This is a genomic window from Janthinobacterium sp. LS2A (assembly GCF_036543145.1).
In the GTDB taxonomy this organism is placed as follows: Bacteria; Pseudomonadota; Gammaproteobacteria; order Burkholderiales; family Burkholderiaceae_D; genus Janthinobacterium; species Janthinobacterium aestuarii.
On the sequence record NZ_JAZHPB010000001.1, the window covers coordinates 801901 to 827840 of the forward strand.

At 61.8% G+C, this 25940-nt stretch carries 25 protein-coding genes; 8 read left to right on the plus strand and 17 right to left on the minus strand.

Features of this window, described 5'->3' with window-relative positions:
• Window positions 1–4: 4 nt before the first annotated feature.
• From V3C40_RS03715 to V3C40_RS03725, 3 genes are read right to left on the minus strand one after another with little or no spacing between them, the layout of a single operon-like run.
• On the minus strand, window positions 5–1195 hold the full coding sequence (locus V3C40_RS03715) for a hybrid sensor histidine kinase/response regulator (protein ID WP_072453562.1): 1191 nt from the start codon (window positions 1193–1195) through the stop codon (window positions 5–7).
• A complete protein-coding gene (locus V3C40_RS03720; protein WP_331776550.1) occupies window positions 1185–2066 on the minus strand; it encodes a CheR family methyltransferase in 882 nt (293 codons plus the stop codon). The genes V3C40_RS03715 and V3C40_RS03720 overlap by 11 nt, the downstream gene beginning before the upstream one ends.
• Complete coding sequence (locus V3C40_RS03725) at window positions 2066–5548, minus strand: response regulator (RefSeq protein WP_070302779.1); 3483 nt, start codon at window positions 5546–5548, stop codon at window positions 2066–2068. The genes V3C40_RS03720 and V3C40_RS03725 overlap by 1 nt, the downstream gene beginning before the upstream one ends.
• 282 nt (window positions 5549–5830) lie before the next feature.
• On the opposite strand from V3C40_RS03725, the gene V3C40_RS03730 reads away from it, so the two are divergent.
• Window positions 5831–6283, plus strand: coding sequence for an Hsp20/alpha crystallin family protein (locus tag V3C40_RS03730; protein ID WP_034748582.1), 453 nt, complete (start codon window positions 5831–5833; stop codon window positions 6281–6283).
• Between the two features lie 579 nt (window positions 6284–6862).
• Here V3C40_RS03730 and V3C40_RS03735 read toward each other — a convergent pair.
• Window positions 6863–8209: an MFS transporter gene (locus V3C40_RS03735; protein ID WP_070302334.1), complete on the minus strand. Its 1347-nt coding sequence runs from the start codon at window positions 8207–8209 to the stop codon at window positions 6863–6865.
• A 217-nt stretch (window positions 8210–8426) separates the two neighbouring features.
• On the opposite strand from V3C40_RS03735, the gene cyoA reads away from it, so the two are divergent.
• From cyoA to V3C40_RS03770, 7 genes are all read left to right on the plus strand, one after another.
• Window positions 8427–9410: a ubiquinol oxidase subunit II gene (cyoA, locus tag V3C40_RS03740; protein ID WP_331776551.1), complete on the plus strand. Its 984-nt coding sequence runs from the start codon at window positions 8427–8429 to the stop codon at window positions 9408–9410.
• 84 nt (window positions 9411–9494) lie between these two features.
• Complete coding sequence (gene cyoB, locus V3C40_RS03745) at window positions 9495–11498, plus strand: cytochrome o ubiquinol oxidase subunit I (RefSeq protein ID WP_046682725.1); 2004 nt, start codon at window positions 9495–9497, stop codon at window positions 11496–11498.
• Window positions 11491–12129: a cytochrome o ubiquinol oxidase subunit III gene (gene cyoC / locus V3C40_RS03750; protein ID WP_034748055.1), complete on the plus strand. Its 639-nt coding sequence runs from the start codon at window positions 11491–11493 to the stop codon at window positions 12127–12129. Before cyoB ends, cyoC begins: the two co-directional genes overlap by 8 nt.
• A complete protein-coding gene (gene cyoD, locus V3C40_RS03755; protein ID WP_034748058.1) occupies window positions 12126–12512 on the plus strand; it encodes a cytochrome o ubiquinol oxidase subunit IV in 387 nt (128 codons plus the stop codon). Before cyoC ends, cyoD begins: the two co-directional genes overlap by 4 nt.
• Window positions 12509–13336, plus strand: a complete 828-nt coding sequence (locus V3C40_RS03760; protein ID WP_331776552.1) for an SURF1 family protein — start codon at window positions 12509–12511, stop codon at window positions 13334–13336. The genes cyoD and V3C40_RS03760 overlap by 4 nt, the downstream gene beginning before the upstream one ends.
• A complete protein-coding gene (locus tag V3C40_RS03765; protein WP_034748064.1) occupies window positions 13320–14669 on the plus strand; it encodes an ATP-binding protein in 1350 nt (449 codons plus the stop codon). The genes V3C40_RS03760 and V3C40_RS03765 overlap by 17 nt, the downstream gene beginning before the upstream one ends.
• Window positions 14659–15195, plus strand: coding sequence for a response regulator transcription factor (locus tag V3C40_RS03770; RefSeq protein ID WP_034788474.1), 537 nt, complete (start codon window positions 14659–14661; stop codon window positions 15193–15195). The genes V3C40_RS03765 and V3C40_RS03770 overlap by 11 nt, the downstream gene beginning before the upstream one ends.
• Here the strand turns inward: V3C40_RS03770 and V3C40_RS03775 are convergent, their stop codons facing one another.
• The 13 genes from V3C40_RS03775 to V3C40_RS03835 all read right to left on the minus strand — a co-directional run bounded on the left by V3C40_RS03775 (window position 15196) and on the right by V3C40_RS03835 (window position 25923).
• Window positions 15196–15855: a hypothetical protein gene (locus V3C40_RS03775; protein WP_331776553.1), complete on the minus strand. Its 660-nt coding sequence runs from the start codon at window positions 15853–15855 to the stop codon at window positions 15196–15198.
• 227 nt (window positions 15856–16082) lie between these two features.
• Window positions 16083–16667: a hypothetical protein gene (locus V3C40_RS03780; protein WP_331776554.1), complete on the minus strand. Its 585-nt coding sequence runs from the start codon at window positions 16665–16667 to the stop codon at window positions 16083–16085.
• Between the two features lie 28 nt (window positions 16668–16695).
• Window positions 16696–17181 carry a GNAT family N-acetyltransferase gene (locus V3C40_RS03785; RefSeq protein WP_072453568.1) on the minus strand — a complete coding sequence of 162 codons (486 nt, stop codon included), beginning with the start codon at window positions 17179–17181 and terminating at the stop codon, window positions 16696–16698.
• A 2-nt stretch (window positions 17182–17183) separates the two neighbouring features.
• Complete coding sequence (locus tag V3C40_RS03790) at window positions 17184–17828, minus strand: hypothetical protein (protein WP_331776555.1); 645 nt, start codon at window positions 17826–17828, stop codon at window positions 17184–17186.
• Window positions 17829–17884: 56 nt separating this feature from the next.
• Entirely contained in the window at window positions 17885–18250 is a 366-nt protein-coding gene (locus tag V3C40_RS03795) for a hypothetical protein (protein ID WP_331776556.1), read from the minus strand.
• Window positions 18251–18276: 26 nt separating this feature from the next.
• Window positions 18277–19080: a phosphonate ABC transporter, permease protein PhnE gene (gene phnE / locus V3C40_RS03800; RefSeq protein WP_331776557.1), complete on the minus strand. Its 804-nt coding sequence runs from the start codon at window positions 19078–19080 to the stop codon at window positions 18277–18279.
• Window positions 19077–19889 (minus strand): PhnE/PtxC family ABC transporter permease, encoded by an 813-nt coding sequence (locus V3C40_RS03805; RefSeq protein WP_331776558.1) that lies wholly within the window; start codon window positions 19887–19889, stop codon window positions 19077–19079. The genes phnE and V3C40_RS03805 overlap by 4 nt, the downstream gene beginning before the upstream one ends.
• A gap of 11 nt (window positions 19890–19900) precedes the next feature.
• Entirely contained in the window at window positions 19901–20713 is an 813-nt protein-coding gene (locus tag V3C40_RS03810; RefSeq protein WP_331776559.1) for a phosphonate ABC transporter ATP-binding protein, read from the minus strand.
• A 131-nt stretch (window positions 20714–20844) separates the two neighbouring features.
• Entirely contained in the window at window positions 20845–21711 is an 867-nt protein-coding gene (locus V3C40_RS03815) for a putative selenate ABC transporter substrate-binding protein (RefSeq protein ID WP_219329010.1), read from the minus strand.
• Window positions 21712–21736: 25 nt separating this feature from the next.
• Entirely contained in the window at window positions 21737–22801 is a 1065-nt protein-coding gene (gene selD, locus V3C40_RS03820; RefSeq protein WP_331776560.1) for a selenide, water dikinase SelD, read from the minus strand.
• A 45-nt stretch (window positions 22802–22846) separates the two neighbouring features.
• Complete coding sequence (gene mnmH, locus V3C40_RS03825) at window positions 22847–23938, minus strand: tRNA 2-selenouridine(34) synthase MnmH (RefSeq protein ID WP_072453573.1); 1092 nt, start codon at window positions 23936–23938, stop codon at window positions 22847–22849.
• Window positions 23939–24028: 90 nt separating this feature from the next.
• Window positions 24029–24832, minus strand: coding sequence for a hypothetical protein (locus tag V3C40_RS03830; protein WP_331776561.1), 804 nt, complete (start codon window positions 24830–24832; stop codon window positions 24029–24031).
• Window positions 24833–24837: 5 nt separating this feature from the next.
• Window positions 24838–25923, minus strand: a complete 1086-nt coding sequence (locus V3C40_RS03835; RefSeq protein WP_219329014.1) for an HBL/NHE enterotoxin family protein — start codon at window positions 25921–25923, stop codon at window positions 24838–24840.
• Window positions 25924–25940 lie beyond the last annotated feature (17 nt).

Sequence of the window (25940 nt, forward strand, 5' to 3'; positions counted from 1 at the left end):
GGCCTCAGCTGCCGGCCAGCGGCAGGGTGACGCTGAACAGGGCGCCATTACCGGGCTGGCTTTGCAGGGTGATGGCGCCGCCATGCGCATCGACCAGCTGCTTGGTGATGAACAGGCCCAGGCCCAGTCCGCCCGTGCGGTCCTGGTGCATGACACGCTCGAAGGCATCGAAAATGCGTTCCTGGTCGCGCGCATTGATGCCGATGCCATGGTCGCGCACTTCGATGACGGCGCTGTTCTGCGTGTGCGCCAGGCTGATTTCCACGGGCTGGCCCTGGCCGTAGCGCACGGCGTTGCTGATCAGATTGACAACGATCTGTTCGACGCGGAAGGCGTCCCAGAAACCGTGGATGGGCTCGAAGGCCATCACTTCCAGCACGCTGCCCGATGCGGCCGCATACGGTCCCAGGTCGTCCGCCACGCGCCGCACGAGGCAGGTCAGGTCGACGGCTTCGCGGCGGATCGACAGCTTGCCGCTGGTGATGCGCGACACGTCGAGCATATCGTCGATCAGGCGCACCATGCTGCGGATTTGCCGCCCGTCGCGCGCCACCATCTTGCCCAGCTTGTCCGGCTCGAAGGCGGCCAGGTTGCCCCGTTCCAGGTTGACGGTGCGCATCTGCGTTTCCAGGAACAGCGTGTTCAACGGCGTGCGCAGTTCGTGCGCCACCATGGACATGAATTCGTCGCGCAGGCGCAGCGAGCGCTGCAGTTCAGCCTGCGTGGCGCGCAATTCCTTCAATAACGCTTCCTGCTGCTGGCGGCTGTGCTCGAGCGCCTGCACCTGACGCCGTGTCTCGCTGCGCTGCTGGTGCAGGGCGACAAACACGTTGACCTTGCTTTGCACGGCATTGATGTCGAGCGGCTTGTGCAGGAAATCGACAGCGCCGCTTTCATAGCCCTGGAAGGAAAAATTCATTTCCTTGCCGGCCGCCGTGACGAAGACGATGGGGATGTGGCGCGTCTTTTCCGTGCCGCGCATCAATTGCGCCAGCTCAAAACCATCCATCTCCGGCATTTGCACGTCGAGGATGGCCAGCGCGAAATCGTGCTCGAGCAGCAGGGCCAGCGCTTCTTCGCCGGACGAGGCCTGATAGACGCTGCGGTCGCTTTCGCGTATCAGCGCGTTGAGCGCGCGCAAGTTCTCCGGCAAGTCGTCGACGATCAGCAGTTTGGTGCTTGTTTCATTCATCATGTTTCATTCCTGGCATGTGCCGTCCAGCGTAGTGGGAAGCGGCGTGCGACGGCGCACGCTTGCGGTAGAGCTTTTCAGGACCCGGCAATGGCTCGAAGTCGGGGGCAAAGCGCGTGAAATGCGTGCTTTCCTTGCTGCCCAAGCCCAGGAAGCCCCGGTGGCACAGCGAATCGTGGAACAGGCCCAGGGCCCGTTCCTGCAAGGTTTTATTAAAGTAAATCAAGACGTTACGGCACAAAATCAATTGCGTTTCAATAAACACGCTGTCCGTGGACAGGCTGTGGTCGGCAAAGTTGATCTTGTCGAGCAGACGCTGCTGGAAACGTGCCGTGGCATGCTCGACCATGTAATAGTCGGCCAGTTGGCCCAGGCCGCCCGCGGCCAGGTAGTTGGCGCCATATTCTTCAAGCCGGTGCAGCGGATAGGCGCCGCGTGCGGCCGTGGCCAGCGCTTGTGGATTGATATCGGTGGCGTAGATCGTGCTGCGTTCGAGCAAGCCTTCCTCGTGCAGCACGATGGCCAGCGACAGCGCTTCTTCCCCCGTGCAGCAGCCGGCCACCCAGATGGTCGGCGACGGGTAGGTTTTCAGCACGGGCACCACGTGTTCGCGCAAGGCGAGGAAAAATGCGGGGTCGCGGAACATTTGCGTGACGGGCACGGTCAAAATCTGCAGCAGGTCGCCAAAGGCGGCCGGGTCGTCCAGCACGCGCTGCTGGAGGGCAGGCACATCTGCACAATGCAAGCGGTCTAGCGCATGATTGAGGCGGCGCCGCTGCGAGGGCAGGGAATAGTCGCGAAAATCATAGCTGTAGCGCTGGTACAGCGCTTCCATCAGCGCCTGCAGCTGCGCGTCCGTGGTGCGCTGGGACATCAGATGCGTTCCATCTTCGGCATCCACACGCGCAGCAGCGAATACAAACGATCAAGGTCGATCGGCTTGGCCAGGTAATCGGACGCGCCCGCCTGCAGGCATTCTTCCTGGTCATTCTTCATGGCCTTGGCCGTGATGGCGATAATCGGCAGCTTGTTGTAGCGGCCATCGGCGCGGATCAGGCGGGTCGCTTCCAGGCCATCCATGCCCGGCATCATGACATCCATCAGCACGAGGTCGATATCGTCCACGCTGTTGAGCTTGCTGATGGCTTCGAAGCCGTTGCGGCCGATTTCCACCACCACGCCTCGCTGTTCCAGCGCATTGGTGAGGGCAAAGATATTGCGCACGTCGTCGTCCACGAGCAAGATCTTGCGTCCTTCAAACACGCGTTCGCGGCTGCGCACCTGCTGCAGCATGCCCTGGCGCTCGCTCGACAGTTCCGATTCCACCTTGTGCAGGAAGAGGGTGACTTCGTCGAGCAGGCGTTCGGGCGAACGGGCACCCTTGATGATGATCGAGCGCGAATACTTCATCAGGTCCGCTTCTTCCTCGCGGCTCAGGTTGCGGCCCGTGTAGACGATGACGGGCGGGAACGAGCACAGCTCTTCATGCTCCATGCGTTCGAGCAATTCGTTGCCCTGGATGTCGGGCAGCTTCAAGTCGATGATCATGCAGTCGAAGATCTGCGTTTTCAGCAATTCCAGCGCTTGTTCGCCCAGCGCCACGGCCGTGATTTCCACGTCGTCGTCGCTGATCAGGTGCACCACGCTTTCGCGCTGGCGTTCGTCGTCCTCGACCAGCAGGATGCGCTTCATCTGCTGCGTGAATTTCGACTCGAGCTTGCGGAACACTTCCTTCAGCTGCTCGCGCGTGCGCGGCTTGGTGGCGTAGCCGATGGCGCCCAACTGCATCGCTTCCTGGATCTGGTCGTTGCCAGACACGATGTGCACGGGAATGTGGCGCGTCAGCGGGTTTTCCTTGAGCTGCTGCAAGACCAGCAAACCCGGACGGTCCGGCAAGCCCATGTCGAGCAGGATGGCGTCGGGCAGGAATTCTTCGGCCAGGCGCAAGCCTTCATCGGCGCCGTGCGCCACCAGGCAGCGGTATTGCATTTCATGCGCGAGGTCGAACAGGATGCCGGCAAACGACGGTTCATCCTCGATCACCAGCACGGAACGCTGGCCCGTCTTGGCGGCCGGCACGCTGTCGCGGTCATCCTGGAAGGTGGGCAGCGGCACGGGCTTGGCGGCGGGCGCCGGCTTGGGCGCGGCGGCCGCGATTTTTGCGGGCGCTTGCGGCACTGCGGCCGGGGCCGGCTCCGCTTCCACGGCGCGCTCCGGCATGACGGCCGGCAGTACCAGGGTAAACGTGCTGCCCTGGCCTGGCGTGCTGGCCAGCTCGATGCTGCCGCCCAGCAAGGCGGCCAGGTCGCGCGAAATCGACAGGCCCAGTCCCGTGCCGCCATAGCGGCGGCTGGTGGTGCCGTCGGCCTGGTGGAAGGCGTCGAAAATCTTGTGCTGCTGGTCGTCGGCAATGCCGATGCCCGAATCCTGCACCTGGAAGCGCACCTGGCCATCCGCGCCGCTGCTCACGTGCAAGCTCACGGTACCCGTATCGGTAAACTTGATGGCGTTCGACAGCAGGTTTTTCAGGATTTGCTCAAGGCGCTGGCGGTCGCTGACGAGCGACGGCGGCGTATCCGGCGCTACCTTGACGCTCAGTGTCAGTTTCTTTTGCTGGGCCTGGGCGCCAAACAGCATTTTCATGCTGCTGAGCAGTTCGTCGAAAGGCACGCTTTCCGGCGTCAATTCCAGCTTGCCCGCCTCGACCTTGGAAATGTCGAGGATATCGTTGATGAGGGTGAGTAAATCGTTGCCGGCCGAATAGATGGTTTGCGCAAACGTCACTTGCTCCGGCGTCAGGTTGCCGCTGGTGTTGTCCGACAGCAGTTTCGACAGGATCAGCGAGCTGTTCAGCGGCGTGCGCAGCTCGTGCGACATGTTCGCCAGGAATTCGGACTTGTAGCGGCTGGCCCGCTGCAATTCTTCCGCGCGTGCTTCCAGCTGGGCGTGCGCCTGGACGATGGCCATATTTTTCTGGTCCAGCGACAGCGCCTGCACGGCCAGTTGCCCGTTCGACTGCTCGAGCGCCGCCTTTTGCTCTTCCAGGTGGGCTTGCGACTGTTCCAGCACGCGCGACTGTTCGCCCAGCTCTTCATTGGCCGTGCGCAGTTCTTCCTGCTGCACTTCCAGTTCTTCATTCAATTGCTGGGTTTCTTCGAGCACGTTTTGCAGGCGCTGGCGGTACAGGGCCGCTTCCAGCGAGGTGCCGACGTTCGCCGCAATCAGGTTCAGCCATTCCTTGGCGCGGGCGCTGACGGGATGCGTAAAGCCCAGTTCGATGACGCCGTTGACGACGCCTTCATTGTTGACGGGCGCCAGGACCAGTTCCAGCGGCGCGCCGCGGCCCAGGCTCGACGTCACGGTCAGGTAGTTCTCGGGCACTTGCTGCACATGCTTGAGGCGCTTTTCGCGCGCCGTCTCGCCCACCAGGCCTTCGCCCAGCTTGAACACCTGTTTTTCCTTGACGCCCTGTTCGTTGAAACCGTACACGGCCGTGCGGCGCAGGCTGCCATCCTCGTCGACGACGTACAGGGTGGCGATGGCCACGTCGAGGCGGTGGGCGAGGAAATCGAGCACGTGCCGTCCCAGTTGCGGCAAGCCCAACTGGCCGCTCGTGTGGGCCGCCAGTTCCGTCTGCCCCGTGCGCAGCCACGCTTGCTCCTGCAGCACGTCGTTGTCCTTGCCGCGCTGCTCGAGCGCATCGTTGTAGATATCGGAAAGGCGCAGCAGTTCGCGCCGTCCCAGGTAGGCGAGCAAGCCCGACAATCCCAGGCTGAGGATGAGGAACACGACCACGGCCAGCATGGTGCGGCTTTCGGCCGTATCGGCCCGTTCCTGGCGCAGCCGCTGTTCCATGGACAGGAAGGCGAGGAATTCGCGGCGGATTTCGTCAAATTCCAGCTTGCCTTCGCCCTGGCGCACGCGCGCAAGGAATTCCTGGTTGTTGCGGCGCTGTGCGATCACGCCTTCAGCGTAATCGAGCCACTGGCCTTGCAGCGCGCGGATGCGGCGCAGCCTGTCCACCTGGATGGGGCTGTCGGATACCAGGTCCAGCAGGGTGGTCATTTCCACGGCGATCTTGGCCTTGCCCGATTTATACGGCGCCAGGAAAGTTTCATCGCCCGTCAGCAGATAGCCGCGCATGCCCGTTTCCAGGTCGACCGACAATTTCATGACTTCATTCGCGTTGCCGATTACCCGTTCGGAATGCTCGACCGAGCGCAAGGCCGAGAGCAGGTAGGCGATCAGGGCGACGAACACGAGGGCCGTGACGACCCCAATGACCAGCGGCAAGGTCACGTTGCGGGCGAGGATGCGGCGAAAGCTGAAGGAGTCGATCGGGGTCTTGGTATTCATCATGTCCGTGTAAGGCTGTCGCGAAAAAATCAATTTTAATTGAAATGCAAGATTTCTGGTGGTCAAGCATAGCGTGCGCTAGCATAACAGCCTTGGGGCATTTTTCGCAGGCGCAAGGTAGTGCAATGCGGGGCAGCGCACAGATGAAGGTAGAGGAAAAATCAAGCTGGCCACGATTGAGGCAGATCAAAGAGATTGGTTGTTGACATCCTAAGATGCAGGAGGTGGCGACGTCCAAGCGGACGGCCGCCGTGTGCAAACCAGCCCATGCAGGAGGACATCATGGCTAATCAACTGATCCGTCGCGATCCGCAAAACCCGCTGGCACGTTTCGACCCGTTCAGCGACATGGAAGAATTCATGCACGACTTTTTCGCACCCGCCTTGCGCTTGCGCGATGGCGGTTCGGCACGCATGCGTGTCGACATTTCCGAAACCGAACAAGCCTATCAGGTACAGGCGGACATTCCCGGCGTCAACAAGGACGATATCAAAGTCTCCATCGACGGCAACCGCGTCTCCATCAGCGCCGAACTCAAGGATGAGCGAGTGACGCGCGACGGCGGCGGCAAGACCGTGCGCAGCGAACGCGAGTACGGCCAGCAGTACCGCAGTTTCGTGCTGCCGCACGAGGTGGACGAGGCCGGCGCGCAGGCCCGCTATGAAAATGGCGTGCTGCTGCTGGACTTGCCGAAGAAGGAAGGCACGGGTGGGCGGCAACTGTCGATACAGTGAGCCGGGCCGGGCCGGGTTTTAGCTGCGTAGGTCAGATTAGCGCAGCGTAATCTGGCAATCTTCGTGGCGGCGCCTGTCGGCTTACGCCCTGCGGGCTAAGCCGACCTACGAAAAAACGCCGGACGGTGCCGGCGTTTTTTGGGGTGTTACGGGTGGCGGGGCGCTGCCACCCGGATTGCCTATACATATATGGTAGTTTTAGCTGCGTAGGTCAGATTAGCGCAGCGTAATCTGACCATCTTCGTGGCGGCGCCTGTCGGCTTACGTCCTGCGGGCTAAGCCGACTTACGAAAAAACGCCGGACGGTGCCGGCGTTTTTGGGGTGTTACGGGTGGCGGGGCGCTGCCACCCGGATTGCCTCTATATATATGTCAGTTTTAGCTGCGTAGGTCAGATTAGCGCAGCGTAATCTGACAATCTTCGTGGCGGCGCCTGTCGGCTTACGCCCTGCAGGCTAAGCCGACCTACGAAAAAACGCCGGACGGTGCCGGCGTTTTTGGGGTGTTTTTGGGGTGTTCCGGATGGCGGCGCGCTGCCACCCGGATTGCCTCTCTCTCTATATATATGTCAGTCTATATGTCAGTCGCGGATTTCCAGCGCCCGGTTTAGGCTCAGGGCGGCCAGCGAGGCGACGGCACCCGACAGCAGGTAGAAGCTGACATAGGCGAGGCCGAAGTTGGCCGACAGGCCCAGCGCCACGAGCGGGGCGAAGCCGGCACCGACCAGCCAGGCCAGGTCGGACGTCAGGGCCGCGCCCGTGTAGCGGAAGCGGGCAGGGAAGTTGGCCGTCACGGCGCCGGCTGCCTGGCCGTAGGACAAGCCCAGCAGGCTGAAGCCCACGAGGATGAAGACGTCCTGGCCCGTATTGCCGCCACCCATCAGGGTTGGCACGAAGGCGCTGAAGATGGCGATCAGCACGGCCAGCACGCCCAGGGTGGTGCGGCGGCCCACTTTATCGGCCAGCACGCCGGAAATCACCACGCCGACGGCGGCCAGCACGGCGCCCAGCATCTGGATTTGCAGGAAGTCCGAGGCGGAACGCGTCTGGTAGACGGAAATCCACGACAGCGGGAACACGGTGACGAGGTGGAACAGGGCGTAGCTGGCCAACGCGGCGAGGGCGCCGATCAGCACGTTGCGGCCCTGGCCGCGGCTCATTTCAAACACGCTCACGGGCTGCAGTTCGCGTTCGTCGAGCAGGCGCGCATATTCATTCGTCGACACGAGGCGCAGACGGGCAAACAGGGCTACCACGTTGATGGCGAAAGCCACATAGAAAGGATAGCGCCAGCCCCAGTCGAGGAAGTCTTCATCCGTCAGGGTGGTCAGCATGAACCAGAACAGGCCGGCGGCGATCAGGAAGCCAACCGGTGCGCCCAGCTGGCCCAACATGGCGTACCAGCCGCGCTTGTTTTCCGGCGCGTTCAGTGCCAGCAGCGAAGGCAAGCCATCCCACGAACCGCCCAGCGCCACGCCCTGGCCAATGCGCAGCACGGACAGCCAGATGATGGCGGCAAAGCCCAGGTGCGAGTAGGTCGGCAGGAAGGCGATGCCGGCCGTCGACACGCCCAGCAGGAAGAGGGCGAATGTCAGCTTGGCGCTGCGTCCCATGCGGCGCTGGATCTCCATGAAGATCACGGTGCCGAACGGACGGGCGATGAAGGCGAACGAAAAGATCAGGAATGCATATAATGTACCCTCCAGGCGTTCTTCAAACGGGAAGAAGACGCGTGGAAACACCAGCACCGAGGCGATGGCGTAGACAAAGAAGTCAAAGTATTCGGAAGCGCGGCCGATGATCACGCCGACGGCGATCTCACCGGGGTCGATATGCGATTCGACCATGCCAGCCCCGCGTGCGTCGCGCAGGGAGTGGGGGGAAAAGTCGGCGGGTACATCCCCGCTGTGTATGCGCGTGCTGGACATGATGATCGTCTCCAATATAGTTTCGAGTTCGGCCAACGCGTAACATACCCCGGGTGTCTCACGCCCGGAGTAGGACTATTCAATAGATAGCTGTAGGAAAACTCCGCAGCCACCCAGTGAAAATCCGAGCAAGGGGTAGGACAAAACGTCCAATTGCCAACGCGCTCCAGTGAGAATACAGTACCATATCTTCATCCCCTGTACTGGACTTTCCTGTATGTTTTCATTAAAAGTTCGTCACGGACTGCTTCTTTTACCTCTCGCATTGTTGGCTGGTTGCAATACGGTGGTACTGAATGCGTCTGGTGACATCGCAGTTCAGCAAGGCAATCTGATTGTCATCTCGACATTGCTGATGCTGTTGATTATCGTTCCGGTAATCGCCCTGACCCTGCTTTTCGCATGGCGCTATAGAAAAAACAACACCGCGGCCAAATACGAGCCGGACTGGGACCACTCGACTCGCCTCGAGCTGATTATCTGGGGCGCGCCCCTGTTGATCATTATCGTGCTGGGCCTGCTGACCTGGATCAGTACCCACACCCTCGATCCATACCGCCCATTGAGCCGTATCGACGCCAACCGTCCTATTCCTGCCAGCCACAAGCCGATGATCGTCGAAGTCGTGGCCCTGGACTGGAAATGGCTGTTCATCTACCCGGAGCAAGGCATCGCTTCCGTGAATGAACTGTACGCGCCTGTCGATCGTCCAATCCGCTTCAAGATCACCGCGTCGTCCGTCATGAACTCGTTCTTCATCCCCGCACTGGCAGGTCAGATCTACGCCATGCCGGGCATGGAAACGCAGTTGAATGCCGTCATCAACAAGCCTGGTGTCTACAAGGGCTTCTCCGCGAACTACAGCGGTGCCGGTTTCTCGGGCATGCGCTTCAAGTTCCACGGTGTCAATGATGCGGACTTCGACAAATGGGTGGAATCGGCACGTGCCGGTGGCGGCGCACTGAACCGCGACGACTACCTGTCGCTGGCCCAGCCTAGCGAACGCGATCCGGTCCGCCGCTACAGCGCCGTGCCAAACGACCTGTACAAGGCAATCCTGAACCGCACCATCGTTTCCGACGCCCTGTGCGTGACGCCGGTCCAGCCATATAAGTTGACGATGGCAAATAGCCCGGTAGCGGCCGTAACGGCAGTAGTCGCTAGCGATGCAGTGGTTGAAAAGGGCGTTCAAGCCAAGTAACAACTGCATGAATCCCGCAGCGCATTGCGCTGCAGATACTGGCGCCGTTTGCCTGGCGCCTCCCTTTTTTCTCTGAGAGTAACAATGCTAGACCATATTGATCTGACGAAGCTTATATTCGGCCGTCTGACTTGGGATGCAATTCCATTTCACGAACCTATCCTGCTGGTGACCTTTGCCATGGTTGCCCTGGGCGGTATCGCACTCGTTGCGGCACTGACGTATTTCCGCGTCTGGGGTACCCTGTGGCGCGACTGGATCACCAGTATCGACCATAAAAAAATCGGTATCATGTACATGATCCTGGGTCTCGTCATGCTGCTGCGCGGCTTTGCCGATGCGCTGATGATGCGTACCCAGCAGGCTGTCGCCTTTGGCGACAATGCCGGCTTCCTGCCACCGCATCACTACGACCAGATCTTCACCGCTCACGGCGTGATCATGATCTTCTTCGTCGCGATGCCTTTCGTGACGGGTCTGATGAACTACGTGGTGCCGCTGCAAATCGGCGCGCGCGACGTGGCTTTCCCATTCCTTAACAACTTCAGCTTCTGGATGACCACCATGGGCGCCGCCCTGGTCATGGCTTCGCTGTTCGTCGGCGAATTCGCCCGCACGGGCTGGCTGGCGTATCCACCACTGTCGGGCATCGTCGGCAGTCCGGACGTGGGGGTAGACTATTACATCTGGTCCTTGCAGATTGCCGGGGTCGGGACGCTATTGTCCGGTGTCAACCTGATCGCCACCATCGTCAAGATGCGCGCGCCAGGCATGACCTGGATGAAAATGCCCGTCTTCACCTGGACCGCACTGTGCACCAACATCCTGATCGTCGCCGCTTTCCCGGTGCTGACGGCTGTGCTGGCCATGCTGTCGCTGGACCGCGTTGCAGGCTTTAACTTCTTCACGACGGAACTGGGCGGCAACGCCATGATGTACGTCAACCTGATCTGGATCTGGGGCCACCCAGAGGTCTACATCCTGATCCTGCCGCTGTTCGGCGTGTTCTCGGAAGTCGTCGCCACGTTCAGCAGCAAGCGTTTGTTCGGCTACGCCTCGATGGTGTACGCCACCTGCGTCATCATGATCCTGTCGTACCTGGTATGGCTGCATCACTTCTTCACCATGGGTTCGGGCGCCAGCGTCAATTCCTTCTTCGGCATCACGACGATGATCATCTCGATCCCGACGGGCGCGAAGATCTTCAACTGGCTGTTTACCATGTACCGCGGCCGTATCCGTTTTGAACTGCCCATGCTGTGGACGATCGGCTTCATGGTCACCTTCACCATCGGCGGCATGACCGGCGTATTGCTGGCCGTACCACCAGCTGACTTCGTGCTGCACAACAGCCTGTTCCTGATCGCCCACTTCCATAACGTGATTATCGGCGGCGTGGTCTTCGGTGTCTTCGCTGCGATTAACTACTGGTACCCGAAAGCCTTCGGCTACAAGCTCGACGTGTTCTGGGGCAAGTGCTCGTTCTGGTTCTGGTTCGTCGGCTTCTACCTGGCCTTCATGCCGCTGTACGTGCTGGGCCTGATGGGCGTGACCCGTCGTGTCAATCACTTCGAAGATCCATCGTTGCAAATCTGGACCATCATCGCCTGGTTTGGCGCTGTCTCGATCGCACTGGGTATCGGCTCCATGCTGATCCAGTTCTTCGTCAGCTACCGCAACCGTCACGCTCTGCGCGACGTGACCGGTGACCCATGGGGCGGCCGTACGCTGGAATGGTCGACGTCGTCGCCACCGCCAGACTATAATTTCGCCTTCACGCCACAAGTGCACGAACTCGATGCATGGACTGACATGAAGAAACACGGTTACCAGCGTCCGACGTCCGGTTTCACGAAGATCCACATGCCGAAGAACACCTGGGCTGGTTTCGTGATCGCCGCACTGTCCGCACTGGTCGGTTTTGGCCTGATCTGGCAAATGTGGCTCGTCGCCAGCATTGGCTTCGTGATCATGATGGTTACCATCATCGTCCATACCTTTAACTACAAGCGCGATTACTACATTCCTGCGGAAGAAGTGGTCCGTACCGAAGACGCTTATACTAAATTGCTGAGCAGCCATGTCTGATACCATCGCCCATAACACCGGCGCCGCTGGCGCCGCACCAAGCACGCGCAGCTACTTTGTGCGCGAGCACCACCCGGAAAACGGCAGCCTGCTGGGTTTCTGGCTCTACCTGATGAGCGATTGCCTGATCTTCGCCTGTCTGTTCGCCACGTACGCCGTGGTCGGCCGCAGCTACGCGGACGGCCCGACGGGCGCCGCGCTGTTCGATCTGCCGCTGGTGGCCGTCAACACGGCCATGCTGCTGCTGTCGTCGATCACCTACGGCTTCGCCATGCTGGCCATGCAGCGCAAGCAATTGCGCAGCACCCTGGTCTGGCTGGGCATCACGGGCCTGTTCGGCCTGGCCTTCCTGTCGCTGGAAATGTATGAATTCGTTCATCTGATCCACGAAGGCGCCGGTCCGCAACGCAGCGCGTTCCTGTCGTCGTTCTTCGCGCTGGTCGGTACCCACGGCTTGCACGTGACGTTCGGCGTGATCTGGCTCGTGACCTTGATGTTCCAGTTGAACAAGCATGGCCTGACCCCGGAAAACGGCCGCCGCATGATGTGCCTGTCGCTGTTCTGGCACTTCCTGGACGTCATCTGGATCGGCGTCTTCACCTTTGTCTACCTGATGGGAGTGCTGCCATGAGCGACCACCACACACACGGCGATAGCCACCACCATGACAACCACGATCATGGCAGCCTGAAAAGCTACACGATCGGTTTCATCCTGTCGGTGATCCTGACGGCCATTCCTTTCTGGCTGGTGATGACGAAAGCCATCACCAACTCGGGCACCATGGGCCTGGTCCTGCTGGCGTTCGCGGCTGTTCAAGTGGTGGTACACATGGTGTACTTCCTGCACATGAACACCAAGTCCGAAGGCGGCTGGAACATGATGGCGCTGATCTTCACCATCATGATCGTGGGCATTGCCATGGCCGGCTCCCTGTGGGTCATGTACCACATGAACCACAACATGATGCCGGATCTGATGCCTGAGTACATGCATACGAAAACGGCTCCATGATGAGTAATACGCGCCCAAGCAACACCGGGCGCGCCCCTGGCGCCGCATCGCAAGATGCCGCGCCAGGCCCACGCGGCATGGCTGTGCGCTACGCATTAGCCTTGCTGGCGGGGATCTTGTTTGCCGGTTTCTGTGCCTTGGGCACCTGGCAAGTCAAGCGCCTGTTCTGGAAGCTTGACCTGATCGAGCGCGTCGAACAACGCGTACATGCGCCCGCAACGGACGCCCCTGGACCCGCAGCCTGGGCCAGCATCACGCAGCAAACGGACGAATACCGCCATGTGCGACTCTCCGGTACCTATCTCCCCATTTTTAATACCCTGGTGCAAGCAACGACGGCACTGGGCAGCGGTTACTGGCTGATGACGCCCTTGCGTCTGGCCGATGGCAGCACCGTGCTGGTCAACCGCGGCTTCGTGCCGAAACGCGAAGGCATCGCCGCCAGCACGCCGGCCGGCATCGTGCACGTCGACGGCTTGCTGCGCGTCAGCGAAACGGGCGGCGGTTTCTTGCGCGAAAACAGTCCTGCCACGCAGCACTGGTATTCGCGCGACGTGGCCGCCATTTGCGCCTCGCACATGCTGACCAACGTGGCGCCATATTTTGTCGACGCAAAGGCAAAATCGGAAACGGCCAGCGACGCACCGGTCGGCGGCCTGACCGTGATTTCCTTCCACAACAACCACCTCGTGTACGCCCTGACGTGGTTCGCGCTGGCCCTGATGGTGGCCGGCATCACGTGGTGGATCGTGCGCGAAGACAAGCGCCGCCGCGCGCGCCGTCGCGCAGGCACGCAAGAGAGCGACCATGCCGGGCAGGATTGAGATCCTGCCCAACCGCGAAGTGTTAGAGCGCGGCGCGGTGGCGGCCGAGATGGAACATCCGGCCGGCCACCAGAACATGAAGCTGCTGATCCAGCTGCGCTGGCTGGCCGTGATCGGCCAGATCAGCACGATCTTCGGCGTGGGCGTGGGACTGGGCATCGCCTTGCCCGTGCCCTACATGCTCGAAGTGTTGTCCTGCCTCATCGCTTTTAACCTTGCCAGCCTGCTGCGCTGGCATGAACGCCAGCCCGTCTCCAACACGGCGTTGTTCCTCGCGCTGCTGGTCGACGTCACCGTGTTGACGGCCCAGCTCTACCTGAGCGGCGGCATCAGCAATCCGTTTGCCTTCCTGTATTTGTTGCAAGTCATCCTCAGCGCCGTCCTGCTGGAAGTGTGGTCGACGTGGATCATGGTGGCCATTACGAGCCTGTGCCTGGCCGGCCTGGCATTGCTGCCCGGCCCCTTGATTCTGCCGATCGACCCCGAGCGGGGCTTTTCCAGCCTGTACGTGCAGGGCTTGCTGATCTGTTTCATCCTGAACGCCGCCTTGCTCGTGGTGTTCATCACGCGCATCAACCGCAACCAGCGCGCCGGCGACGCCAAGGTGGCGGACTTGCGCCAGCGCGCGGCGGAAGAAGAGCACATCATCCGCATGGGCTTGCTGGCATCGGGCGCCGCGCACGAGCTGGGCACGCCGCTGGCAACACTCTCCGTCATCCTCGGCGACTGGCGCCGCATGCCGGAATTGAGCAAGAACAGCGAATTGCTGGAAGAAATCACGGAAATGCAGGCCCAGTTGCAGCGCTGCAAGAGCATTGTCAGCGGCATTTTATTGTCCGCGGGCGAGGCGCGCGGGGAATCTTCCGTGAAAACGACGATCAATACCTTCCTCAACGACCTGGTCGACGAGTGGCGCACCAGCCGCCCGATCCAGGGTTTCGAGTACGATAACCGCATCGAGCACGACGTGCCCGTCGTCTTCGATTCGACCTTGAAGCAAACCATCTGCAATGTGCTCGACAATGCGCTGGAAGCATCGCCCGAGTGGCTGCGTTTCGAAGCGACGCGCGAAGCGGACGCCTTGCACCTGGTCATTACCGATGCGGGCCCTGGCTTCGAGCCGTCGATGCTGACGCACCTGGGCAAGCCGTACCAAAGCAGCAAGGGCAAGCCCGGCGGCGGCCTCGGTTTGTTCCTGGTGGTCAATGTCGCGCGTACCCTGGGCGGCACGGTGACGGCACGCAACCGGGTGCAGGGCGGGGCGGTGGTGCACCTGGCCTTGCCGCTGGCGGCCATCAAACTGGAAAGAGAAAGCGACCACCATGCAGGATGACCGTCTGTTACTGATCGTGGAAGACGATGCCGCGTTTGCACGCACCCTGGGCCGCTCGTTCGAACGGCGCGGCTACCAGGTCATCCTGGCCACCAATTTCGACGAAGCGAGCGCCTTGCTGGAACAGCATTGCCCCGACTACGCCGTCGTCGACCTGAAACTCAACGGCAATACGTCGGGCCTGGCCTGCGTGCAGATGCTGCACCAGCACGACCCGGAGATGCTGATCGTCGTGCTGACCGGCTACGCCAGCATCGGCACGGCCGTCGAAGCGATCAAGCTGGGTGCCTGCCAGTACCTGGCGAAACCGTCGAACACGGACGACATCGAAGCTGCCTTCGGCCACGTGGCCGGCAACGCCGACATCGAACTGACGAACCGCGCCACCAACATCAAGACCCTGGAATGGGAACGCATCCACGAAATGCTGGCCGAGACGGATTTCAATATCTCGGAAACGGCCCGCCGCCTCGGCATGCACCGGCGTACGCTGGCGAGGAAGCTGGAAAAGCAGCGGGTGAAATAATCACCGCGCAGCTTGTTCATTGTCGAACGTCAGCTCGACAACGCTGTCATCGCTCCAATCCTGCTCCCGCAATGGCGGCGTGAACGACGAACCGCTGAAGGGCACGGGCGCGCTTTTGCCGTTGTAACTGATGGTCGCGGCCGTGATGCGCCGCGGTTCGGAAAAGCTGTAGGTGCCCTTTTGCGACACGAAATTGCAGGGTCCGCCCAATGCGCCCATCGCCGTGCGCATGGCAAAAGGCAAGGTGTCCTTGTCGATGGCCCAATGGACTTCGCACGCCAGCCGCAGGTCGCCCAGGCGGCGCAACGTGTCGCTGGCCGCCGCGCTCCTGACGTAGGGAATCCACCTGACCGAGCCCGCCTTGCGGTTCACGGTCAGCTCGGCCTTCTCATACAGCAGCCCCTGTTCGACGGGCAAGGTGAAGATATTGCGCTCCCCCAGCGGTATGGCCATAGCCGCTTCATCGCTTTCCAGCCGCAGCGCGATGGCGTGCATGTCGACATCGGCACGGCGCGGCTCCAGGATGAAGCGCAGCTGCGCGCCTGGCGCCAGCGCCTGTTTTTCCTCGAAGCGCTTGACGCCCTTGAGCATGGCACTGTAGGGCTTCCAGTCCGGGTCGCGGATGCCCTTTACATTGACGGACGCTGTCTCATCCTGCACGGATGGCTCTGTGGCTTGCGCCGTATCCGCCTGGGCCTGTACCGCGGCGCCGTATAAACACAGCATAAGACCAGCTATTGCACGCATATTCATCCTGTTCATTTGAATCCCAAGTAATCTCACCTTGGCAGAGTGTAGAAAAAAACACAGGCGCCAGGTGGTTTTTAAGACAGGATGTCAATCGGGATGAATGGAGTGCCTGAAATCGCGTTTATCCGGATTCACCATCAATGATCCGCAGCTTGCACGGCGACGCCCGACGTGACCAGGACTTCATGTTCATAGGCGCCCAGATGGCCGTAATGGCCTTTGGGACTGAGATAACCGGCAATATGCACGCGCGGCTGCTCATAGCTTGAATTGGGCGCCACCAGGCCGACGTCCCGCCACGCGACGCTGCCGAAGGAGTTGAACCACCATGCGCCGGCGTCACCGTCCAGGTCAACATGGGCCGGTTGGAAAACGCTCTTTTCAAAGCCCCGCGACCAGACGCCATCGCGCTCGACGGCACGGTAGCCATAGCCTGCCATGATGTTGGTCCGTTCGGACGGATGATCGCGCCAATAGCGTTGGCCATTCACGTAGGCATCTCGCATGGCGGCCGATTGCGTCACGATGCCGCCGGAGGGATGGGTCAAGCCCTCAAAGAACCATTGCGCGTAGTCGGCTGGCGGCGTGGATGCTTGCTTGTCCGCCGCCTGTGTTTGCGCAAACGCATGGGCATATTCAAGAACGATATCGGGAATATTCGCTGCGCTCGCCTTGCCGGCAAGGGCGGTCAATATCAGGAGTGTGGAAATAGATCGCAGCATCACTTTGCACCTTTGTACTGATTAATACCTATGCCGGCGCCAGCCACTCCATCTTCTGCACCTGGATATGCGGATGGCTTTCCAGCGCTTCCCACTCCGGTAAAAAGACAAAGCCCTGTTTCCGGTAAAACGCGGCCGCGCGTGCATTTTCCGGTGCCACGTCGAGCACCAGCCGACGATGGCCATTGCCGACAGCGCATTGTTTCACGGCGTCGACCAGGCCTTGCGCCACGGCCATGCCCCGATATTCGCGATGCACCCACATGGCGATCAGGTGGCACTCGCCATTGCCGGCCACCACTTGCGCGGCCAGGCCGATGGGGTGTTCTCCATCAAAGGCGAGGAAAAACGTGCGCTGGGGCGTGCTGGTGGCGCGCTGCTGCCAGTCGGCATCGGAAAAACCGGCGGCGCTGGCGTGGCTGGCGCCAAAGGCCGTGGGCGCGTCGAGCAGGGCGGCCAGGCGCGTGGACTTCAGTGCCGGCCAATCGGCGGCGGTGGTGGTGCGTATCAGCATACTCAATTGAAGACGATCGCCGTCTTGTGCTCGATGCTGAGCCGGCATGCCTCGTACGCGGCCAGCCAGGCGACCAGTTCGCGTTCCAGGCCGTCCTCCGCGTCGATGCGCGCATTGATGCGGGCCGCTTCTTCATCGCTCAGTTCGTCGCCCAGCAGAAATATGCCCAGCGCGGGCGCGACCGTGACCAGTTCAGCGCGCAGGCTGTACGAGGAGCCCAGCATGCCACCCAGCAGCGCGTGTTCCTTATCGGCAAAAATGACTTCCTCGAAGACGAGGGGGAAATAAAAACCTTCGCAATCGGAATGGCAGATCAGGTGGCTGTCAAAGTCATCCTGCGCGGCATCGAGCACCGGATCCTCCGTTGCATCCTCGCCGTCGGCCAGTGGCGTGGCACGCCATTGCGCATCGAGGCGTGCATGGGCATACGCGCGGCGCAGCGTGTGCAGGAAGCTGTATGGAAAGGAATCGAGCATGACGCGCGAGTCCAGTTGCGGCAGCGTGGCCGGTTCGTTGTGCTGTGGCAGCCCCGCCTTTTGCAGCAGCAGATTGGCTTCTTCCAAAGCGGTGACGAGCCACTGCGCGCCTTCCGGGTCTTCTTCCTGCAGGTCGGCAAGGGCGCCGACCGAAATTGCCAATCCCATCATGAACTCCTCTAGTTGCGGCTGCGCATCAGTCTAAACCATTTGCCTTTGATCATCATTTACGATTGATCCCACACTTCGATGGTCAGCAGTTGACCGGGTTCACAGGCGGCGATGCGGTCCTGGTGCACGGTAATGCAGCCGGGCCAGCCTGTGAGCCGGTCCTGTGGAAATTCGCCATCCTGCGCCTCGGCGATGCCCGCCTGCAGCAGGGGCACGACGACGTTCGCCGGCGCCGTGTAGCGGTTGGGAAAGCCGTTCGACGACAGCTGGGTTGCCTTGCCATCGTGGCACAGCTGGGCGATCCAGTCGGCGCCGAACAGGCCCGCTTCCCACGTGGCGAGAAAAGCGTCTTTGTTGACTTTCGTCATGTCGGCCATTTGCTCCGGCGTGTCTGTCGAGATAATGGTCCACCAGCCTGACATGGGTTTTCCTTGTGAAAAGTAAAAAATTAACGGGTCATGGCGCGGCGCAGCAGGTAGCTGAGGCCATCGACGGCGGCCACCATCAGCAGCATGGCGACGATGACGGTAGCGGCGTTTTGCATCTGGAACAGCGACAGATGGTATTTCAGCATTTGCCCCAGGCCGCCAGCACCGACGACGCCGAGAATGGCGGCGGCGCGGATATTGTTTTCCCAGCGGTACAAGGTGTACGACATCATCTGCGGCCCGCACTGGGGCAAGGTGGCGTACAGCAACGCCACGGCAGGACGCGCGCCATTGATGCGCAAGGTGGCGGCGGGCAAGGGCGGGCAATTCTCAAACGCATCGGCAAACAATCGGCCCAGCACGCCCATCGTATGCAGCGCCAGCGCCAGGGTGCCCGCGAACGGGCCCAGGCCGGCGGCGATCAGCAGAATCGAAGCCCATACCAGTTCGGGAATCGAGCGCAGCACGTTGAGTATCGCGCGCGTGGCATTGCGCGCCAAGCGACCAAAGCGGCCGCTGGCGGGCAGGGCCAGCAGCGCGCCCACGAGTGCCGCGATCACCGTGCCGATGGCCGACATGGCCAGGGTCTCGAACGTGGCGACGCCCACTTTCATGAGGAAGTTCGGCGCCAGCTCGGGCGGGGCGAAGCCGTGCAGGAAGTCGGCGCTCGTGCGCACGGCGTCGGCGCTGAAGAATTCGCCCCATTTCAGGGGCAGGGTGGCGAAGCTGGCGATGACCAGCAGCAGCAAACCGGCCAGCAAGGCCCAGGTCGACCAGCGCACGGGCGACGGGGTGGGCAGCATGGCGTCAAGGTGATGCTTCATGCCAGCCTCCGGCGCAGCATGGCGGACACGGCGTCTGCACCCGCCACCAGCAGCACGAACACCATCAGCATCGTGGCCAGTTCGCTGCCCGCCATCATCTTCATCGATTCATCCATGCGCTGGCCCAGGCCGCCCGCGCCGACAAAACCCATGACGACGGAGCCGCGGATCGCACATTCCCAGCGGTAAATCGTGTACGACACCAGTTCGGCGGCCGACTCGGGCAAGGCGCCGTACAGCAAGGCTTTCAAGCGGCCGCTGCCGTTGTGGAGCAGGGCGTTGCAGGCGGACGCATCCGACGACTCGAGGATTTCCGCGTAGACCTTGCCCAGCATGCCGCAATAAGTGAGCGCAATGGCGATCACGCCCGCCGTCGGTCCCAGGCCGACGATGCGCACCAGCAGCAAGGCCCAGACCAGTTCCGGCACGCTGCGCAGCAGCACCAGCAGCGCGCGCACGGCGTGGCGCACGCTGGCAGCCAGCGGCGACACTCGGCCAGAGCCGATGCGCGAAATCGACAGCCGCTCAGTCACCAGCAAGGTCAATGGGATGGCGCCCAGCATGGCCAGCGCCATGCCGGCCGTGGCCATGGCAATGGTTTCCCAGCTGGAAATAGCTACCAGTTGCAGGAATTCCAGCGAGTGGGCGGGCGGCACGAAGCTGGCGATGAATTGCCAGGTGGCGGCCAGGCTTTGCGCATCCCATAAGATCCACGGCTTGAATTCGGCCTGCACCAGCATCGGCCACAGCACGAGCAGCACGACGGCAGCGCCGGTCAGGCGGCCGCGCCAGGAGGGGTCGCGCGGCATGGCGGTGCTCTTCAGCAAAGGGGCCTCGCGGCGTCCAGATTTGTTTCCACGGCCTCGAATTGCGGCGCGGGGTCGGCCTTGTTGCGGTACAGCGCTGCGATCATCGCGTCGCTGACCTCGGCGCCAGGCAAGTCGAAGACGATCTGGCCATCGCGCAGGGCGACGATGCGCGTAAAGCAGGCGCGGGCGATCTCCACCTGGTGCAAGCTGCAAATCAGGGTGGCGTTGCGTTCCGTTGCTTCGGCCTGCAGCACATGGATCGTCTGCAAAGCCAGTGTGGGATCGAGCGCGGACAAGGGCTCGTCGACGAGGAAGACTTCCGCGTTCGACACGAGCGCGCGGGCCATGCCGCAGCGCTGGCGTTCGCCGCCGGACAAGCGGTCAACACGCGCATACAGCTTGTCTTGCAGGTTGAATTTACCGAGCGCTTCCCACGCGGTGCGCGGGTCGATGGGCGCCAGCAGCGAGCGGATGGCCGTCCACAAATTCCATTGCGGCAAGCGGCCTGCCAGCACGGCGTTGACGACCCGCTGGCGCGGCGGCAGCGGCGGCGTTTGCGGCGCCAGGAACAGGCGCGCACGCAAGCGGTGGCGCGCGGCGCTGGCGACTTGCCAGGGTGAAGTGCCAAGAATGTTCAATATGCCCGATTCCGGGCGCAGCGCACACGCCAGGGTATGGAGCAAGCTGGTCTTGCCGGCGCCGGAAGGGCCGATCAGGGCGATCTGTTCACCTTGGGCCACGTCCAGGCTAAGCTCGCGCAGGGCCAGCGCATTGCCGGGCGCGCCCGCGTGGTGGACGCTGACCTTGTGAAGTTGGAATGTCATGCGATGTTTCGGTTTTTTTTGGGGCGGTGTCGGATTACGCGGCTGCGCCGCTAATCCGACCTACGCCATACAACGGACAGCGTAGGTCGGATTAGTCCGCAGGACGTAATCCGACAGGTTCGGCAATAAAGTTACTTCAACAGCTTCGCATCGCGCGCGGCCGCTTCGATATCCTTGTAGTTCTCGGCCTTGGTCGGGATGAACTTGGTGGCGCGCTGCAATTCGAGGATTTCCTTGCCTTCGGCCGTAGACGGGTCCAGCGCCAGGAAGGCGTCCGTCAGCTTCTTGCGCACGGCGGGGTTCATGTCGGCGCGCACGCTCCAGTTGTAGTCGTAGTAGCCTGGTGTCGTGTAGAACACGCGCACCTTGCTGGGATCGACCTTTTTCGCTTCGACCAGTTTTTCCCAAACAGAAATGTTCAAGGTGCCCGCATCGACCTTGCCGCCGGCCACTGCCGCCACGGTGGCGTCATGCGCGCCGGAAAACGCGATGCGCTTCATGTCCGTGTCAGGATTGATCTTGGCTGCCAGTAAGTAGTAGCGTGGCATCAAGTGGCCCGAGGTCGACGATTCCGAACCAAACGTGAAATTCTTGCCTTTCAGGTCGGACAACTGGTTGATGTCCTTGCTGGTGGTCACAAAAACCGAGCGGAATTTCGTGTCTTCCTCGCGCTGCACCAGCGGCACGATCTTGCCGCCGCTGCGCACGTTCGCTTGCACGAAAGTAAAACCGCCGAACCAGACCATGTCGAGCTTGTTATTGATCAAGCCTTCCACGGACGCCGCGTAATCGGTGACGGGCGTAAATTCCACTTTCATGCCCAGCTTTTTCTCCAGGTAGCTGCCCAGCGGCTTGAACTTGCGCTGCAATTCCGTCGGCGCTTCGTCGGGAATGGCGGACACGCGCAACACTTGCTGCGCTTGCGCCAGGCCGCTGTGGATGGCCAGGGTGGCGGCGACGGTGGCCAGGATGGCGGGAAATTTCGAGAATGTGGTCATGGGACTGCCTTTAAAAAATTATTCATTAAAATACGGAAACCCCGGTCGTGCCTTCCAGCACGTCGCCAATCACTGTGGCGTCGGCAAAACCTTCTGCGCGGAAAATCGCCAGCACTTGCTCGACGGCTTCCGGCGCGCAGGCCACCAGCAGGGGGCCGGCCGTTTGCGGGTCCGTCAGAATCGCCTTGTCGATGGCGCTCAGGCTGTCGGCCAGCGCCACTTGCGCGCCGTAGCCCTGCCAGTTGCGGCCGGAGGCGCCCGTGATGTTGCCTTTTTGCGCCAGTTGCTGCACTTGCGGCAGCAGCGGCACGGCATCCATGGCGATACGCGCCTGCAACTTGGCGCCGCGCGCCAGTTCCAGGGTATGGCCCAGCAAGCCGAAGCCCGTCACATCCGTCAGCGCATGCACGCCATCGAGCAGGGCCAGTTTCTTGCCCGGGGTATTCAATTTGGTGGTGTTGTCGATCAGGGAAGCGTAACCGCCCGCATCGAGCGCATTCTTCTTCAGCGCGACCGACAGGATGCCCACGCCGATCGGCTTGCCCAATACCAGTTTGTCGCCGGCGCGCGCGCCCGCATTGCGTTTTACCTGCGACGGGTGGACCAGGCCCAGCACGACGAGGCCATAGATCGGCTCGACGGAATCGATGGTGTGGCCGCCCGCGATGGGGATGCCGGCCTGGGCGCAGATGGTTTCGCCCCCTTTCAAGATGAGGCCGATGGTTTCCACGGGCAGCTTGTTGATCGGCATGCCGACCAGGGCCAAGGCCATGATGGGCGTGCCGCCCATGGCGTACACGTCGGAAATGGCGTTGGTGGCGGCGATGCGGCCGAAGTCGAACGGATCATCAACGATAGGCATGAAGAAATCCGTCGTGGCGATCAGCGCCTGCTCGTCGTTGAGCTGGTAGACGGCCGCGTCATCCGAGGTTTCTATGCCGACCAGCAATTCCTTCGGCAGGGGAAAGCCGCCGCTGCCCTTTAAAATGTCGGCCAGCACGCCCGGCGCAATTTTGCAGCCGCAGCCGCCGCCATGGGCAAATTCGGTCAATCGGATCGGTGTATTAGGTGTTGCTGCGCTATCGGACATGGTCTTCATCCTGCTGAAATAGGTAATTGGGTGGCAAGCCAGGCATCACGCGGCGCTGGCAGTACGGTTGCCGCCGACGATAGCACATAATGCACGCGCGGCTTGCTCAAAGGCATGTTCTGAAATGTCGGGCAGCACCAGCGGCGTCGCCTGGGCGTAGCGGCTGAAGTTGCGGGCGATCGACTGGCGGTAGACGGGGTCGTAATGCTGGACCAGCAATTCTTCCACCAGCTCGGCCATGCGGCCAGAGGTGGCCAGTTGCTGCCAGTGGGCAATTTTCTCCTTGCCATGCAGCTGCGTCAGCAGGGCCAGCTGCACGTTCAGGCGGGCCGGGTCGCCGACGAAATGCGCATAGTCCTGCATCAGCAATTGCACGCGCTGGTCCGTGGCCAGGAGCACGTCCGTGCAATCGGCCGCGCGCATCTTGTCCATCAGCGCATCGGGCACGCGCAAACGGCCCACTTTCTTGCTTTCCGATTCGATGAACACGGGCAGTTGCGGGTCGAAAGTGCGCAGTTGCTGCCATAGCGCGCTTTCAAACGCTTTTTGCGATGGCTGGTCTTCCTCGGGCAAGCCGCCCAGCACGGAACCACGGTGGGCCGCCAATTGCTCCAGGTCGATCACTTGCGCGCCTTGCGTGTCCAGCACTTGCAGCAAGCGGCTCTTGCCGCTGCCCGTGGGGCCGCACAGCACATTGATGAAGTCGAAGCGCTCGGGCAGGGTGGCCAGCTCGGCGTTCACGTGGCGCCGGTAATCCTTGTAGCCGCCCTCGAGCTGCGTGACGGGCCAGCCGATGCGCGCGAGGATGTGCGCCATGGCGCCGCTGCGGTTGCCGCCGCGCCAGCAGTAGACGAGCGGTTTCCAGTGCTGCGGGTGGCCGAGCAAACCGTCTTCGATATGCCGCGCAATATTCTTCGCCACCAGCGCCGCGCCCAGCTTCTTCGCTTCAAACGCGCTAGTCTGCTTGTATAAGGTACCGACGCGCACGCGCTGTTCGTCGTCGAGCACGGGCAGGTTGATGGCGCCTGGCAAGTGGTCTTCCGCGAACTCGGACGGGCTGCGCACATCGATGATGGCATCGAACTCGCTCAAGCGGGGCAGGATATCGCTGAAAGGCTGAACTGCGGGGTATTTCATCGTGGCGCGGGTGCTGGCAAGGGGAAAGACGTATTATCCCCGATAAACGCCCGTGCCGTCAGTCCCTGCAAGCAATGGACCTCAGGCGGCTCAAGCGGCATCCGTGCCCAGGGTGGCCAGTTCCGTGCTGGCGGCCGTCGCCATCAGGGCAATGACGACCGCGGCATCGCCCGCGTCCAGGTCGCCGCTGACCTCAAGCAAGTCGCTGACGAGAAAATTGACGGCGTTGCGCACGCCCGACATGCTGGCGGCGAGGCCCTGGCAATCCGTGCCCAGCTGCTGGCACGCCGCCTTCATGCCATTGAAGGCGCCGATCTGGCCATTCAAGCCGCCGATCTGGCCTTGCAGGTCGCTGACATCGGACTTCCATTTCAAGTACAGGCCCAGCGCCACGGCCAGGCCGACGAGGCCGAACGGACCCAGCGCCAGCAGATAGTAATAGCGCTTCTGCGCCGCATCGAGTTCGCTTTGCGCGTCGCCCAGTTGCCCCTGCAATGCCGTGACCTGGCTTTGCAAGCCCGCTTCGACACCGGCAAGCTGGTTGAAATAGCCCATCAATTGCGCCGTTTGCGCCGTCAGCGTGCCGGCCGTGCCATTGGCCGTGCCCTGCAGCTGCCGTGCCTGCTGCTGCAGGGCCGACATCGCCGCCTTGATATCGGGCAGCGGCGCCTGCGCCGACAGCATGCTTTGCACTTGCGCCAGCTGCGGCGTTGCCGCCTGGACGAAGGCGGCAACAGCCTGTTGCAGCGTTCGCGTCTGCATCACCATGGGCTGGATCAAGGCATTGCATCCGGCCTGGATCTGCTGGGCGGCTGGCGGCAAGCCACCGAGGGCCGCGATCTGCTGCTGCGCGGCCAGCAGGTTGGCGAGGGTTTGCGTCAGCAGGCCGGCCATGGCGCTCACGCCGCCGCGGCAACGGCCGCTTCGCCCACCGTCTGGCCCTTGGGCGCCACGATGCTGGTGACGCCCGTCATCTGGCCCTTGATGGTGGTGATGTCCGTGGTGACGGCTTGCATTTCCGTGTTGGCGGCCGTCAGGAACAGGGTGCGGATGGTGTCCGTGTTTTGTATGCCTTGCTGCAGGTCGCTGATCAGGCTGCCCAGGTCGCTGCTGAGGAATTCCCACGCGTTTTCCATCTGCGTGGCCGATTGCACGGCCGCCTGCACCTGGTTCGACAGGCTGGCATAGCCGCTGCTGATGCCGGTGGCCAGCTTGACTTCGGCCGTCAGCGACGCTTCCTGCCCCAGCAGGGTCGCCTTTTCATCGTTGAGGTTTTTCAGGGTGATGGCCGACGCCACTTCGCCGCCTATACCGGCGGCCACGACGGCCACACCGGCCACCACCAGCGGCGTCGACGTGCCTGCCGTGACGAAATCGGCCACGCCGCCGACGACGACCATGAAGGTGCCGCCGACGATGGCCAGCCCGCTCAGCACGGTGCCGGCAATGGCGCCGTCGATCTGCCCCTGGATGGTGCTGAGCTGGCTATTGATGGAGCTGAGCACGCCATTGTCGCCATTCACGGCCGCGTTCAAGTCGCTGACGGTGGTGGAAAACGAGGCGGAATCCGTGGTCAGGTTGTCGTGCAAGGTCTGCAGGGCGCTGACGACGCCATTCGCGGCCGTCTGGTATTGTTGGGATTGCTGTTGCAGCGCCGTCAGGGTGGCGATCCATTGCGCCTCGGTCGAGCCGGTTGGCAAGGCCGTCAGCACGGCGTTGTTGAGCGCGTAGTAATTGCCGATATTGGCGATGTTGGCAATGATCGTGGGCTGGATGACATTCAGGTAGGCCGTGGCGTGGGTTTGCGCCTGGCCCAGGCCATCGTTGATTTGCGACTGGTATTTCAGCAAATTGGCGTCGCCCGAAAAATCCACGCTGGGCTGCTCGTTGATGCTGTTGGCGTAGGTTTGTATCAGCAGCGCTTGTGAACACTGCGATTTGTTGGCGGTGCTGATGCCTTGTGCTGCCTGGTTTTGATTCGACATGCGCGGCTCCTGGTCGG

Coding starts and splice junctions, on each gene's coding strand:
- V3C40_RS03715 (WP_072453562.1), bottom strand. CDS start 1,195: ATGATGAATGAAACAAGCACCAAACTGCTGATCGTCGACGACTTGCCG.
- V3C40_RS03720 (WP_331776550.1), bottom strand. CDS start 2,066: ATGTCCCAGCGCACCACGGACGCGCAGCTGCAGGCGCTGATGGAAGCG.
- V3C40_RS03725 (WP_070302779.1), bottom strand. CDS start 5,548: ATGAATACCAAGACCCCGATCGACTCCTTCAGCTTTCGCCGCATCCTC.
- V3C40_RS03730 (WP_034748582.1), top strand. CDS start 5,831: ATGGCTAATCAACTGATCCGTCGCGATCCGCAAAACCCGCTGGCACGT.
- V3C40_RS03735 (WP_070302334.1), bottom strand. CDS start 8,209: ATGTCCAGCACGCGCATACACAGCGGGGATGTACCCGCCGACTTTTCC.
- cyoA (WP_331776551.1), top strand. CDS start 8,427: ATGTTTTCATTAAAAGTTCGTCACGGACTGCTTCTTTTACCTCTCGCA.
- cyoB (WP_046682725.1), top strand. CDS start 9,495: ATGCTAGACCATATTGATCTGACGAAGCTTATATTCGGCCGTCTGACT.
- cyoC (WP_034748055.1), top strand. CDS start 11,491: ATGTCTGATACCATCGCCCATAACACCGGCGCCGCTGGCGCCGCACCA.
- cyoD (WP_034748058.1), top strand. CDS start 12,126: ATGAGCGACCACCACACACACGGCGATAGCCACCACCATGACAACCAC.
- V3C40_RS03760 (WP_331776552.1), top strand. CDS start 12,509: ATGATGAGTAATACGCGCCCAAGCAACACCGGGCGCGCCCCTGGCGCC.
- V3C40_RS03765 (WP_034748064.1), top strand. CDS start 13,320: ATGCCGGGCAGGATTGAGATCCTGCCCAACCGCGAAGTGTTAGAGCGC.
- V3C40_RS03770 (WP_034788474.1), top strand. CDS start 14,659: ATGCAGGATGACCGTCTGTTACTGATCGTGGAAGACGATGCCGCGTTT.
- V3C40_RS03780 (WP_331776554.1), bottom strand. CDS start 16,667: ATGCTGCGATCTATTTCCACACTCCTGATATTGACCGCCCTTGCCGGC.
- V3C40_RS03785 (WP_072453568.1), bottom strand. CDS start 17,181: ATGCTGATACGCACCACCACCGCCGCCGATTGGCCGGCACTGAAGTCC.
- V3C40_RS03790 (WP_331776555.1), bottom strand. CDS start 17,828: ATGATGGGATTGGCAATTTCGGTCGGCGCCCTTGCCGACCTGCAGGAA.
- V3C40_RS03795 (WP_331776556.1), bottom strand. CDS start 18,250: ATGTCAGGCTGGTGGACCATTATCTCGACAGACACGCCGGAGCAAATG.
- phnE (WP_331776557.1), bottom strand. CDS start 19,080: ATGAAGCATCACCTTGACGCCATGCTGCCCACCCCGTCGCCCGTGCGC.
- V3C40_RS03805 (WP_331776558.1), bottom strand. CDS start 19,889: ATGCCGCGCGACCCCTCCTGGCGCGGCCGCCTGACCGGCGCTGCCGTC.
- V3C40_RS03810 (WP_331776559.1), bottom strand. CDS start 20,713: ATGACATTCCAACTTCACAAGGTCAGCGTCCACCACGCGGGCGCGCCC.
- V3C40_RS03815 (WP_219329010.1), bottom strand. CDS start 21,711: ATGACCACATTCTCGAAATTTCCCGCCATCCTGGCCACCGTCGCCGCC.
- selD (WP_331776560.1), bottom strand. CDS start 22,801: ATGTCCGATAGCGCAGCAACACCTAATACACCGATCCGATTGACCGAA.
- mnmH (WP_072453573.1), bottom strand. CDS start 23,938: ATGAAATACCCCGCAGTTCAGCCTTTCAGCGATATCCTGCCCCGCTTG.
- V3C40_RS03830 (WP_331776561.1), bottom strand. CDS start 24,832: ATGGCCGGCCTGCTGACGCAAACCCTCGCCAACCTGCTGGCCGCGCAG.
- V3C40_RS03835 (WP_219329014.1), bottom strand. CDS start 25,923: ATGTCGAATCAAAACCAGGCAGCACAAGGCATCAGCACCGCCAACAAA.